This is a genomic window from Amphritea sp. HPY (genome assembly GCF_050870985.1).
Classification (GTDB): Bacteria; Pseudomonadota; Gammaproteobacteria; order Pseudomonadales; family Balneatricaceae; genus Amphritea.
Window position 1 is genome coordinate 557,554 of sequence record NZ_CP194015.1, and the last position, 12,671, is coordinate 570,224.

General features: G+C 48.4%; 10 protein-coding genes. 7 read left to right on the forward strand and 3 right to left on the reverse strand.

Features of this window, described 5'->3' with window-relative positions; translation table 11 throughout:
* Positions 1-13 precede the first annotated feature (13 nt).
* Positions 14-2,233, forward strand: coding sequence for a patatin-like phospholipase family protein (locus ACQUQM_RS02310; RefSeq protein ID WP_432472866.1), 2,220 nt, complete (start codon positions 14-16; stop codon positions 2,231-2,233).
* Positions 2,234-2,337: 104 nt separating this feature from the next.
* On the opposite strand, the gene ACQUQM_RS02315 is transcribed toward ACQUQM_RS02310, so the two are convergent.
* Positions 2,338-3,021 carry a DUF3313 domain-containing protein gene (locus ACQUQM_RS02315; RefSeq protein WP_432472867.1) on the reverse strand — a complete coding sequence of 228 codons (684 nt, stop codon included), beginning with the start codon at positions 3,019-3,021 and terminating at the stop codon, positions 2,338-2,340.
* Between the two features lie 489 nt (positions 3,022-3,510).
* Between ACQUQM_RS02315 and ACQUQM_RS02320 the strand changes: the two genes are divergently transcribed.
* From ACQUQM_RS02320 to ACQUQM_RS02330, 3 genes are all read left to right on the forward strand, one after another.
* The gene (locus ACQUQM_RS02320; RefSeq protein ID WP_432472868.1) at positions 3,511-3,891 is read left to right on the forward strand and encodes a DUF3302 domain-containing protein; all 381 of its coding nucleotides are present in this window, start codon (positions 3,511-3,513) and stop codon (positions 3,889-3,891) included.
* 1 nt (position 3,892) lies between these two features.
* Complete coding sequence (locus ACQUQM_RS02325; RefSeq protein ID WP_432472869.1) at positions 3,893-5,026, forward strand: HlyD family secretion protein; 1,134 nt, start codon at positions 3,893-3,895, stop codon at positions 5,024-5,026.
* A gap of 245 nt (positions 5,027-5,271) precedes the next feature.
* The gene (locus tag ACQUQM_RS02330) at positions 5,272-5,778 is read left to right on the forward strand and encodes an aminoacyl-tRNA deacylase (RefSeq protein ID WP_432472870.1); all 507 of its coding nucleotides are present in this window, start codon (positions 5,272-5,274) and stop codon (positions 5,776-5,778) included.
* 46 nt (positions 5,779-5,824) lie between these two features.
* Here the strand turns inward: ACQUQM_RS02330 and ACQUQM_RS02335 are convergent, their stop codons facing one another.
* Complete coding sequence (locus ACQUQM_RS02335; protein WP_432472871.1) at positions 5,825-8,053, reverse strand: bifunctional diguanylate cyclase/phosphodiesterase; 2,229 nt, start codon at positions 8,051-8,053, stop codon at positions 5,825-5,827.
* Between the two features lie 305 nt (positions 8,054-8,358).
* Here ACQUQM_RS02335 and ACQUQM_RS02340 point away from each other — a divergent pair, with 305 nt between their 5' ends.
* Positions 8,359-9,012, forward strand: coding sequence for a cupin domain-containing protein (locus ACQUQM_RS02340; RefSeq protein WP_432472872.1), 654 nt, complete (start codon positions 8,359-8,361; stop codon positions 9,010-9,012).
* A gap of 2 nt (positions 9,013-9,014) precedes the next feature.
* Positions 9,015-9,887, forward strand: coding sequence for a hypothetical protein (locus ACQUQM_RS02345; RefSeq protein ID WP_432472873.1), 873 nt, complete (start codon positions 9,015-9,017; stop codon positions 9,885-9,887).
* Between the two features lie 262 nt (positions 9,888-10,149).
* On the opposite strand, the gene arsB is transcribed toward ACQUQM_RS02345, so the two are convergent.
* Positions 10,150-11,199, reverse strand: a complete 1,050-nt coding sequence (arsB, locus tag ACQUQM_RS02350) for an ACR3 family arsenite efflux transporter (RefSeq protein ID WP_432472874.1) — start codon at positions 11,197-11,199, stop codon at positions 10,150-10,152.
* A gap of 712 nt (positions 11,200-11,911) precedes the next feature.
* On the opposite strand from arsB, the gene ACQUQM_RS02355 reads away from it, so the two are divergent.
* Positions 11,912-12,667: a TetR/AcrR family transcriptional regulator gene (locus tag ACQUQM_RS02355; RefSeq protein WP_432472875.1), complete on the forward strand. Its 756-nt coding sequence runs from the start codon at positions 11,912-11,914 to the stop codon at positions 12,665-12,667.
* Positions 12,668-12,671 lie beyond the last annotated feature (4 nt).

Here is a 12,671-nt window from a genome sequence, read left to right on the forward strand (position 1 = left end):
TGGAGAAAAAAACATGACCTGTGTGCCTGCAATACATACCACAGCAACCTTTGTCAGGATTATCATTGCCGCTCTGTTGTTGTGTCTGTCCTTGCAGGGGCTGGCGCAAGAGACTGACCGCCCCAAAATAGGTGTTGCGTTAAGTGGTGGCGGTGCCCGGGGAGCGGCACATATTGGTGTTCTTAAAGTACTGGAAGAGCAGCAAATCCCGATCGATTATATTGCCGGCACGAGTATGGGTGCGATTATCGGTGGCTTGTATGCCAGTGGGCTGAGTGTCAGCGAGATCGAAGCGCTTTACCGGACGATTGACTGGAAGGATGTGTTTGACGATCAGCCAAGCCGGCTGGAGAAGTCCTACCGGCGTAAGCGGGATGATGACCTCTATCTGATCGACAAAATGCCAGGCCTCAAAAATTGGGAATTGAAGCTTCCCACCGGCCTGATTCAGGGAGAGAAGTTCGACCTGGTGCTGAGGCGTGCTACGCACAGGGCGGCACTGATTGAGGACTTTGATCGCTTACCAGTGCCTTTTCGGTGTGTGGCTACCGATATCGAGACCGGTGAAGCAGTGGTTTTCTACAAAGGCGATCTGCCTGCAGCGATGCGCGCCAGCATGGCTGTCCCCGGTCTCTTTGCAGCAACCCGGGCGGGGCAGAATAAACTGCTGGTGGATGGTGGCATTGCCAATAACTTACCGGTGGATGTCGTGCGGGCAATGGGTGCTGATATCGTCATCGCGGTTGACATCAGTACCCCCCTGAAATCAGACGCTGAAATTAAAGACCTGATCAGTATCACTGAGCAGTTAACCTCGTTACTGACGCGCAGGAATACCGAGCAGCAGATCGCCAGTCTGACCGGGTCGGACATCCTGATAGTGCCCGAACTTGATGATATTACCTCGGGAGATTTCGAGCGTGGTTCGGAAACTATTCAGCTGGGTGTGGCAGCCGCACAAAGGCAGCTGGAGCAACTTGCAGGCCTGAGTATCAGTGCCGTCGCACACCAGACCCTCCTTGCACAGCGTTCTTTACCTGAGCCTGAAGAGAACAAAAAACTGGCTTTTATCCGTATAAAAAATGACTCGAAGCTGGCAGACGAGAGCTTGCTCAGCCGGATGAAAGTTAAGTCTGGCCAGGCTGTCGATATTGATCGTATCGAGGCGGATGTGCGCACCCTCTATGGACTGGGGATTTTTGAGTTAGTGACCTATCAGCTGTTAGAAGAACAAGGGCAAACCGGTTTGTTGATCGATGCCCGGAAAAAGAGCTGGGGGCCGAATTATCTGCAGCTTGGGGTTGCCCTGGATAGTACGCTAGAGGGTGAAAATAGCTATAACATCGCTGTCGGTCATATGATGACTGAGATGAATGATCTTGGCGGGGAGCTTCAGACTAACCTGCAGGTGGGTCAGGATCCTTTTTTACGCCTCGAGTATTATCAACCCCTGGATTATGATTCAGCTTATTATATGTTGCCCCGATTTATCTTAGGCAAGCAGAGTATCAATCTGTTTGAAAATGAGCGGCGGATAGCCCAGCTTCGCCTGACACGTGCTGAGCTTGAGTTAGCGCTGGGGCGGGAATTTTCGACCTGGGCTGATTTGCGTGCCGGGATCCGGCTTGGACAGATCGATACCCAGGTATTAACCGGTACTCCAACTTTATCTGAAACCCGTTTCAGTACGGGGGAGTTCTTTACCAGCCTTACGCTGGACCGGTTTGATAACTTCAACTTTCCACGTGATGGTATCTTTGCCGGTATTAACCTGACCAGTTCTAAAGAGATACTGGGAGCATCCGGTGAATTTGATCAGCTGAGTGTTTTTTTTAACAGTGCCCATCAGTTTGGCGTTAATTCTATCCTGCTGGGAGGTGAGTTTGGCGCTACTGTAGAGGGTATGGCTGCGCCGCAGAATCGTTACCGTCTTGGTGGTTTTATGCGGTTGTCAGGAATTTCAAAAGGCCAGCTAACAGGTCAGCAATATCTGCTGTTTCGTTCTGCTTTTCTACATCGGGTCGAGAGTTTTAAGTTACTTCCGCTTTACCTGGGGGCTTCGCTGGAGGCTGGTAATGTGTGGGAGGACATGGACCAGATTGACAGTGGTGATCTGCTTGGCTCGGGTAGCCTGTTTTTTGGCATCGATTCACCCATTGGCCCTATCTACAGTGGCTACGGCGTTGCTGAAGGAGATAAGGCGATCTTCTTTTTCCTGGGGCGAACTTTTTAGATCGGCATACTCGCAGAGCACGAACAGGACTTGTTCGCATGTTCCTTTGGTTTAACAGAGGGATATTCGATCACCCAGGGGTGATCGAATTCCAGGGCAATAATTTATTTGTGGGCTTTGTCCCAATTACGGCGGAATCGTTTCACCCAATAGTCCAGTGTTTCATCTAAAACCCGCACATTGGAGCCACCTTTCTGAACTTCTGTCTCATCACTTATACGTTGGTCGATTACGGCAACCACGCGGTCACCGCTGACTGAATCGTAACCTTCGGCTTCCAGAGCCGCACGGTATACAATTTCTTCCTCGCCCTGGGCACTGTCAACGGCCTTTTGGCTGGCGCTGATCAGAAGGGCGATCGGAATGTAGCCAAGGGCACTCCGTTCAGGTGACTTTTTTTCCAGACCGGTAAGCGCCATTCTTACCACCAGAACATCAGGTCCGGGCTGTGTTACGAAGGGGTAGTCAGGCTCAAATGCAGCCTTAAGCTTTTTCGTGAAACTGTCGGTGATATATTTTAATTCCCGGGGATTCACGCCCTTATATTCAGAGCCCTGGGCATGCCAGACTTCAACCGGCGTCAGCATCAGTTTGTTGTATTTTTTCAGGTCATGGAGGTCTTTGCCGGGTCGGAGATAGACTCTGGCTCCGTCACTCCAGGAGCGTTCGCTGAAACCGTCATAATTGCCCAGAAAGCCGGAATTTGATTTCTTAACTGGCTCGCTGCCGCAGCCTGACAGTAGCAAGGCGCATAATACGCTGAGGATTATGCTATAGAATGTTTTCATGATGTGTACCTTTCAGCTGTAACTTCTTACAGTTTCACTTTGCAGAACACAACCTGAAAGCAGGTACGTCAATCTGGGCTATCCCTGTCCTGATGGCGATGGAGACGGCTATGCCCGCGAAGTCATCGTTGGCGAATGGGGAATGATCCCCGGAACTGTCGTACACGCAAGCATCTTCAGAAGGTGGGACCAGGAAATGGCGGAATCCAGTACTGCATTTAATGGGTTCTGAATGCCATGATCGCGGGGAGGGTTACCATATTACCTTCTGGCCGATGGCGATTATAAAAAAGTATAGCCACGAAATTTTAATTTTGTTTATGGATGTTTAAACCGCAACAGAATAACTGCTTGAATTCACATTCAGCGAGAAGTAATGCTGCATATAGCTGGATTCAATCTGTCAGTAACACGATTTTGTTGTACTACACTGAAACGTAGTTTCATTTCTAATTCTAAGAAATTCATTTAAAGACGGAGCGGATTCGAATGTTTCTCGATTATGTTGCGTTGTTCCTTGTGGTTTTTGTCGTTATTTTTTTCTTCTACGCGATCATTGTTATCCATGATATTCCTTATGAAATAGCGAAGCATCGAAACCATCCGCACCAGGATGCGATCCATGTTGCAGGCTGGGTCAGTTTGTTTACGTTGCACGTTTTATGGCCGTTTCTCTGGATTTGGTCAACATTATATCGTGAAGACCGTGGCTGGGGGTTCTCCGGACATGTGAGCAACGCTAAGCCTGATGGTGAGGGCCGATCGGAGCCGGAAGGGCAAGAACTACTGGCACTGCAAGAACAAGTCACTGAACTCTCGTTGCAAGTAGAAACGCTTAAACAAGCGATTAACCGTAAGCCGGGAGAGTAAGATGGATCTGTTATTAATACTTACCTATGCCGGCCTGTGCGTAGTTATTTTTAAAGTTTTTCGTATTCCGTTGAATAAGTGGAGTGTACCAACTGCAATTCTAGGCGGGGTGATTATCCTCGGTTCGCTGTTACTGGTAATGAACTATAACCACCCTTACGGTAAATACGCTAAGGAAGTGTATGTCTCGATACCGATTGTGCCTGCGGTAAGAGGTCTGGTGGTTTCTGTCGATGCGATGCCAAATGCTCCGCTAAACAAGGGCGATGTTCTTTTTAAGATTGACCCCAGGCCCTATCAATTAAAAGTGGAACAGTTGTCCGCACAAACTTTCGAAGCAGAGCAGAGTGCTAAGCAGATTCAGGCTCAGCTGGAGCTGGCTCAAGCGCGGCAAAAGCAGGCTAAAGCCGACAGAGACAGGGCTCGGCAGTCTTTTTCACGCTATGCAAAAGGCAGTCGTACTAAAGGTGTGTTTTCTAAACAGGAAGTGGAAAACAGACGCCAGCTGTATTTAGCAGCAGAGGCCAGTCTTGAAGCCGCTGAGGCTGATTTAAGGCGTGCTGGTTTTGCCCACGAGTCGACTATTGATGGTGTGAACACACAGGTGCTACAGCTTCAGAAGCAGTTAGAGGCAGCGCAATATGATCTGGAACGGACGGTCGTAGTTGCCCCTATGGCCGGCATGGTGACCCAGGTTGCGCTCAGGGCTGGTGTCATGGCTGTGCCTATGCCGCTGAGGCCGGCGATGGTATTTATTCCTGAGCAGGAGAACTTGTTTGCCGGTAGCTTCTGGCAGAATTCGCTGGAGCGGATGAAGCCTGGATTTGAGGCTGAATTGATAATCGACGCGGTACCTGGCCATGTCTTTAAAGGTGAGGTTGTCAGTGTGTTGCCGGCGATGAGTGAAGGTGAGTTTCAGTTCGGCGGTACACTGGTATCTGCACGTCAATTAAGTACTCATGGCAGGGCTATCGCTGTGATTAAGCTGGATGCGGACTGGAACCGATACAATCTGCCCCGGGGCGTGCAGGGTAAGATGGCAATATATTCTGATCAGTTCACCCACGTTTCTGTTATGAGGCGGATACTGCTGCGTATGCTTGGCTGGTTAAACTATGTCTTCCCAATGAAGTAGATAACATCATATCGTTTGAATGAACCGTCAGGCTGTTTGAGGCTGTGACTTGTAGTACCAGATTCCCTAAGTGTTGCTTATGCCGGAGAACTTCCGTCAGTACTGGTGTTACCAGAGCAAGCCGAAAACGAGATCAGGCATTCAGCTGAATTCAAATGCTGTGGCATGTGTAATAGTAATGAAGCTACGCGAGGGCGACTATACTTTGTGTAGGCAATCTAAGGCGTAACGCAGGAGGTAATACTATGACCGTTGCAGCCACACTGAATACCTATCTTGAGCAGAAATCCTGTCCATTCGATATGGTTGAGCATCCTTTCTCCACCACTGCAGCAGATGCTGGTAGTTTCTCCTCTATTCCCCTGAAGCAGGTCGCCAAAGCGGTGGTACTGCATGATCAGGATCACTATCTGGTGGCAGCCATCCCCGCGATGAATAAGCTGATGTTACCGCAGGTTGAAAGTATCCTGGGTTGTCATACGGAACTGGCCCACGAGGGGGAGTTAAATCCGTTGTTCCAGGATTGTGAAAAAGGAGCCATTCCGGCTATTGGCCAGGCTTATGGTCTGAATGTGATCTGGGATGATGCACTAAAGGATGAGGATGATATCTATCTTGAGGCGGGGGATCACCGTCATTTGATTCATCTTAAACGTAAGCAGTTTATGTCTTTGATGGGGCACAATCCCCATGGGGAAATCAGCTGTGCACCGGATGAACTTTATGATCTGAGTCATGTTCGCCCGTTATGAGAGGCTAAAGTTGTTTTTATCTAAAGCCTGTTTCTGACAGGCTTTTTTATGCATTCTCCAGACGGGTGGCGTTGTGGATAAAGCTTTCCAATTGATCGACAGGCATTGGTTTGGCATAGAAATAACCCTGAATCATATGGCAACCTATCTCGGCAAGCAGGTCGGCCTGGGCCTGGGTTTCGGCACCTTCTGCCAGCAGGGTGAAGTTCAACGCCTGTGCCATATCTGACAGCATTTTTACGATCAGTTGGTTCTTCTGATTATCTTCCAGGTCGGAGACAAACGCGCGATCAATCTTCAATTTACTGAATGGGATAGTGGTCAGGTATTGCATCGAGGAATAACCGGTACCAAAGTCATCGATGGCGATGCTGAATCCGGCATCTTTTAGCTGCTCAAGTTTGTAGATACTGTTCTCTGGATCTTCTAGCAGTGAGGTTTCGGTGATCTCGAGTTCGATTTCGCTGGGCGATACTGAGTGGCGTTTCAGTATAGATTGTAATTGGTTCTGGAAATCGTTCTGCTGAAGTTGTTTAGGCGAGATGTTGATACTGACCCGGTCGAAACGAGTGTCTCGGTTCGCCCATGATCGGATCTGACAGGCCACCATTTCGATGACTGAGTAGCTTAGTTCAATAATCAGATCAGAGGCTTCGGCGACCGGGATAAACTCATACGGCGATACTGTGCGCTGCAATTCAGCTGAGTTCCAGCGAATCAGTGCTTCTAATGAACTAAACTGGCCCGTTGCCAGATCATACTGGGGCTGGTACACCATATGAAACTCTTGTTTGCGCAGGGCGTTACGCATTGCGCTGGCGATCAGCAGGTCATTACTGAGCTGACTATCGATGTCCGGTGTGTAGATATTGATATCAGTCTTACGCTGTTTCTTGGCAAGGGCCATCACTGAGAAAGCTTTATCGATAAGCACTTCGATATTATCGCCGTGCTGGGGATAGAAGCTGGCACCAATGCGAATTGAACAGTTGAGTTTATGTTGTGCGATCAGGTAGACCCGGCTCAAGCTGTCGTTCAGCGCTTGCAGCTGTAAAATCCGGTCACGCTCTTCGAGCTGCTCGGTATTGGGCAGATAGGCGATAAAACGGCTCTCTGAAAACACGCCGAGTACCGTCTTTTGATTGAGGCACGTTTCTATCCGGTTACAGATCCGTTTTTGCAGTTCATTGATTACGGTCGCCGGGTAGGCTGCGGTTAACTGGTTGAAATCATCGGTACTGATAATCAGCAGCATGCCATTCTGGCTGTGGGTAAGGTACTGGTCTGATACCTGTTGTTTAAACAGTTTCTTATTGGGCAGTCCTGTGGCGGTGTCCTGCTGGAGGAAGTCCATCAGAGGGGTCAGCAGGCGTCGGTTGAGTGTGTAGAACAGAATCAGAACCGTAGTAAAAATAGCCAGAAAGTACGCCAGCAGGTTCAGGGTTTTGCTGACGATCACAGAATTAATGACGAGTTTAGGAATAGTAAATACCAGATACCAGTCAGATGCGTCGATTGGGAAAGCGCAATACAGATAGTCCTGAGTGTTGAACAGGGTTTTGTTGGTGCTTTGCAATAGTGAGCCAGCAGGGTATTCGGAAAGTCCCGGCAGGTTATCGATATTGCTGTCTTGCCGGCTTGTATCCGGGTGGATCAGAATATTACCGTTACGTTCAGCCAGAAAAGCGAATCCGCCCATATCCAGTTTAATATCGAGAACAGTCTGCCTGACAAAATCCAGTGTCAGATCGCCGGATATAACGCCGCTGAATTGTCCATCTTTTACAATAGGCGCGGTAATAGCAACGTACATCTGCTTGTATTCATCGACGCCAAGGTAGGGGGCGGTTATATGTGGCTTTTGTGCTTGTTTGCTTGCGATATACCAGGGGCGAAGACGGGGATCATAGCCCGCGGGAATGTTCCAGTCGGTAAACCATGAGTAGCCATCTTCGAGACCGTAGTACAGATAAAAGAAATCTGTTGCTTTAAATGTTTGCTGCAGATAAAACTCGTAGCGGGGGTTGTCACGTATTGGCGCACTGCTCTGTGATAGTGTATCCGCAAGGCTGGTTATAGTGTTGAGGTTACCGTTGAGCCACTGGCTAAGCTTGTCTGAAGCTGTGTTTGCTTGTAATAACTGCTCATTTTGCAGCGAGCTGAGCATGTTGTCGCTAACTTGTTTATAGGCGACAAATGTCGATGCTATCAGGCCGAGCAGCAGCAGGGACATAATACTGTACAGCAGCTTATTCTTATTGTTCAGTTTCAACATTGTTTGGCAGCACTGGGTTAACGTTCGGTCAGTTGAACTGAGTCTGTTTCAATTTTTGATTAAGATGAAACACTCTAACAGAGAGGAGTAACTTAATGTTTTATCACCTACTTATTCTGTGTATTCGCTCGTGTGATTTTATGTTTTCTTGATGTATATCAAGAAAGATGGGTGGTGATATATGAATAAAAGATACTATGCGTCAGCGAAGCTTAGTATCGCAAAGCTCAAAATATAGCCACATAACATTTATCAATATATCGTTTCTATTATCATCTTCCGATAATCGGAGTAGGGGCATAACTATGCTGAATATGGATTTCTCTGAAACAGTCGCAATCCAGACCCTGGATCAGGATTGGGTGGCCAGCCCTGCTGCGGGTGTCTGGCGTAAACCACTGGCCAGAGAAGATGCCGAACGGGGACACGCAACCAGTATCGTCAAGTATGAAGCCGGCGCCGCTTTCTCTGCCCATGGTCATCCAAAAGGCGAAGAGATCTTGGTACTGCAGGGAGTATTTTCCGACGAAAGCGGAGACTATCCTGCCGGCACATATTTTCGCAACCCAGAGGGCTTTAGCCATGCGCCTTACAGTAAGGAAGGCTGTGTAATTCTGGTGAAGCTGCATCAGTTTCAGGCGCAGGACCGGGCGCATGTTTGTATCGATACCCGCAGTGCGCTAGGGGCGCAACCGGGTGTTTGTAAACAGCTGTTATTACATCAGTTTGGTGCAGAGAAGGTCGAAATGATTCGCTGCGTGGCCGATTCCGATCTGGATTTGAGCAACGCCAAAGACGGTCTGGAAATCTATCTGATTTCAGGCTGTCTGACAGAGGGTAACAAGGTTTATTTTGCCGGGCAGTGGCTTAGGAAAGCAGCCGGAGGCGATGGGATCTATCGTGCTTCCGCGGGAAGCCTTATTTGGGTGAAAAGTAATCACCTGAGTGCTCCGTTGTAAGTATGAAATTGATTCTGAGCCGCAAAGGTTTTGATACTTCTGCTGGTGGAGTACCCAGTCCGATACTGCCCGATGGCTCTCTGATCTCATTGCCTATTCCCGATGGGGGTTCTCAGATCAGGTACCGGGATCTGCAGTGTCAGGTTATTAAGCAGAACCTTAAGCAGAATCTGAATATTGGCACTTTGGTAAAGCAGCTGAGTCGGAATCGGATAACCGGAGTGCAGGGTGCCCACCTTGATCCCGATCTTATCTATGATAGCTATCCCAGATCGCCCGGCTGGCAGCCAGTGCTGGGGCAGACGGGGTCAGCGCAAGGGCATCTGCGCAAACAAGGAGTAGGGGAAGGGGATCTGTTCCTGTTCTTTGGCCTGTTTCGTGAGGCAGAAAAACAGGGCCAAAAGTGGCGTTTTGTGCCGGGCAGTACCGCTAAGCATCTACTATGGGGCTGGTTGCAGATCGGTGAAATCCTTGCGGTGGATTCACTGCAGAAGGATATTCCCCCATGGCTTAGTTATCACCCTCACATGCATGGCCTCCCCGATGCCAACAACACTCTTTATATAGGCCGTGATCAGCTGAGCATAAATAGTGCTTTAACGGCTATACCCGGGTCCGGGGTTTTTAGTCATTACTCTGATCAGCTATGCCTGACCGACCCCGGTTCAAGGCTGCCCAGCCAGTGGCGTTTACCGGGTTGGTTTTATCCTGAGGACAGAGCGCCACTAAGTTATCACGCAAAGATGGAACGCTGGGGCAGGGACCGGGAAGATACACTGCTTCGCTGTGCCGCACGGGGCCAGGAGTTTGTGCTGGATGCAGGGGAATACCCTGAATCCATTTCATGGATACGTGATCTTGTTGAAAGCGCTTGAGCAGGTCACAAAAGCCTTATCATAATGAGTCGGTAAGCATGTTGTGAACATCTCTATTAGAGTCGCGGCTGATCGATTTTTATTTAGCTTATAGTCTTGTCGGAAAAGAAGGGGCTGATAAGTGATGTGCACACCTGCCTTTGCTCAAATTCGTTTAGTACAGCTCGCTTTCGATACCGGTATCAAGTATCAAATCTGCTCAACGCTTTGTTTCAAACTAAAATTACCCCTATTGCCTTTCTTCTTTAGATAAGGACTTTGTTTATTTCACTGCTTCGTCATGGGCTGGCATGCTGGTAGGGAACCAATGTTGAGTACGGTTGACGAAGGCGACTAGCGATAGCATTACCGGCACCTCAACCAATACCCCTACCACCGTTGCCAACGCTGCTCCAGAATGCAACCCAAACAGCGATATAGCTACAGCGACTGCCAGCTCAAAAAAGTTCGAAGTGCCGATCAGGCAGGCAGGCGCGGCAATATTGTGTGGCAGCTTCCAGGCTCGAGCCAAAAGGTAAGCAATCGCAAAGATGCCGTAGGTCTGAATCATCAACGGAACAGCGATTAGTAAGATCGTCTGGGGTTGCTTCAGGATTGTTTCTGCCTGAAAGCCAAACAATAACACCACGGTAGCTAATAACCCCACTACCGACCAGGGTTTTAGATTACGAACGAAATCGTTGAGCTTTTTGTCACCGCCTCGCTTGATCAGGTGGTCGCGGGTCAGAATTCCGGCAATAAGTGGTAAAACAACATAGAGGATGGTGGAAAATAGTAATGTTTCCCAAGGTACTTGAACATCATTGATACCCAGCAGAAACGCGGCGATTGGCGCGAAGGCGAAAACCATAATGATATCGTTTACCGCCACCTGTACCAGGGTGTAGTTCGGATTTCCCTTGGTTAACTGACTCCATACAAATACCATTGCGGTACAGGGGGCTACACCCAGCAGAATCATGCCGGCAATGTATTCCCCTGCAGATTGAGGGTCGACCCAACCGGCAAATAATACCCGGAAGAATAGCCATCCTAAAAAGGCCATCGTGAAGGGTTTGATCAGCCAGTTCACCAAAAGAGTCAGTAACAGGCCCTTGGGACGTTTACCTACATCTTTAACTGCCGCGAAGTCTATCTGGATCATCATCGGATAGATCATTACCCAGATTAAAAGTGCGACCACAAAGTTAACGTGAGCATATTCGAGCTTTGCGACAAGCGCGAAGATACTTGGGAATGTATTGCCAACCGACACGCCAATCAGAATACAAAAACCGACCCATATAGAAAGATAACGTTCAAACAGGCCCATAATAGGTCTCCGCTTCATGATCAATGAGTTTTACGGTTGTATTGATGCTAATAAATGTTCTCATCTTAGCAAAACTCTCTTCTGTGGCCAGACCAGCCAATCGTTGGGGGCCGCAGGAGGAATACTCGGTCCTTTTGGAGGGTGTGCGGTTCTATTATAGAGTTAGTCAACCGATGAACAGGACGTTATCAGATACGCGAACTATCAGGTGGAGCTGTGGTGGCGCTTTTCGCAAAGAAACACATGAAGCAGGCGTTTTGAGATATGGACGAATATATATCCAACTTAAACCCACATAAAATATAGATTTAGTCTGAAATAGTAATCTTAATGTCGAAACGTTTTAGGTAGAGCCTCCACACATTCCTTATAGACAAAGCTGCGACAGGATCTGCCATAGGTACAGCAGTCTGTGCCCATTAATGTTAATTATTTTGTGCCTGTCCCCATGGCTTGTAATTATTTATGCTGTGAACCCTCTTAAGTCACGAACTTGTTGAGATCCTCTTTGAAGATGTATCAGTAGCATGTGTTAGATAAGCAGGTTGTGTGTAATCGAGTACAACAATGTAAAGGTGGTATGCTCGGTCTCATATCCGATACTGTTTGAGTAAGTCATAAAAAATTCATAGAAAACTGAGTTAAACCGTTGGTTATTTTTTATAATCATGTCTATAATCGACGAATCGTCATTTATAGACAAAGAGTTTTTATGAGTCCCCGTTATGTTGATCCGGAAATCTTGCAGGAACGCGAGAATATTCTATTGGATCAGGCACTGTTACTTCTACAGCAACAAGGGGTCGAAGGATTGACCATGGATAAACTGGTTAAGCAGGTACCTTTTTCTAAGGGGACTGTTTATGGTCATTTTTCCGGTAAAGAGGACTTGTTGTTAGGTCTGTGTAACCGGGGCATGGGCATCATGTGCAGCCTGTTTGCCCGGGCTGCTGCATTCGAAGGTAGCAGCCGTGACCGGATGTTGGCGATTCATTTTGCCTACCTGTTGTATTCCCGTCTTTACCCGATGATGTTTATGTTGGTAATCACCGCAAAATCGCCGGGCATTACTGAGAAAGCATCAGAGAAACAGCGTGCTGCACATCTGCAGCTGGAAGCTCGGCTCAGTGGCAGTATTATCACGACGATTGAACAGGGGCTGTCAGGGCAAGAGTGTATGAACCCCGGCAATCTGAGTATTGAGCAGATCGCCTTTGCCAACTGGTCAGCTGCGTTCGGTTCGATCGCCCTGCTGAGCAAAGATATCGAACAGTGCGGCGTACGGGCGCAATTGCAGAGCGATCAGGCCCTGATAACTAACATTAGCCTGCTCCTGGATGGTTTACAGTGGCGACCGCTGATGTCGGAATTTGATTATAGTTTAACCCTCGAGCGGCTTAAAACAGGCTTGTTTGCCGCTGAGATGGAAGAGTTGAATGCCCGGGAAGAGATGACCGATCCGGGTTAATGGT

Excerpts from the sequence above, each read along its gene's own strand:
- ACQUQM_RS02310 (WP_432472866.1), top strand. The coding sequence starts at position 14 with ATGACCTGTGTGCCTGCAATACATACCACAGCAACCTTTGTCAGGATT.
- ACQUQM_RS02315 (WP_432472867.1), bottom strand. The coding sequence starts at position 3,021 with ATGAAAACATTCTATAGCATAATCCTCAGCGTATTATGCGCCTTGCTA.
- ACQUQM_RS02320 (WP_432472868.1), top strand. The coding sequence starts at position 3,511 with ATGTTTCTCGATTATGTTGCGTTGTTCCTTGTGGTTTTTGTCGTTATT.
- ACQUQM_RS02325 (WP_432472869.1), top strand. The coding sequence starts at position 3,893 with ATGGATCTGTTATTAATACTTACCTATGCCGGCCTGTGCGTAGTTATT.
- ACQUQM_RS02330 (WP_432472870.1), top strand. The coding sequence starts at position 5,272 with ATGACCGTTGCAGCCACACTGAATACCTATCTTGAGCAGAAATCCTGT.
- ACQUQM_RS02335 (WP_432472871.1), bottom strand. The coding sequence starts at position 8,053 with ATGTTGAAACTGAACAATAAGAATAAGCTGCTGTACAGTATTATGTCC.
- ACQUQM_RS02340 (WP_432472872.1), top strand. The coding sequence starts at position 8,359 with ATGCTGAATATGGATTTCTCTGAAACAGTCGCAATCCAGACCCTGGAT.
- ACQUQM_RS02345 (WP_432472873.1), top strand. The coding sequence starts at position 9,015 with ATGAAATTGATTCTGAGCCGCAAAGGTTTTGATACTTCTGCTGGTGGA.
- arsB (WP_432472874.1), bottom strand. The coding sequence starts at position 11,199 with ATGGGCCTGTTTGAACGTTATCTTTCTATATGGGTCGGTTTTTGTATT.
- ACQUQM_RS02355 (WP_432472875.1), top strand. The coding sequence starts at position 11,912 with ATGAGTCCCCGTTATGTTGATCCGGAAATCTTGCAGGAACGCGAGAAT.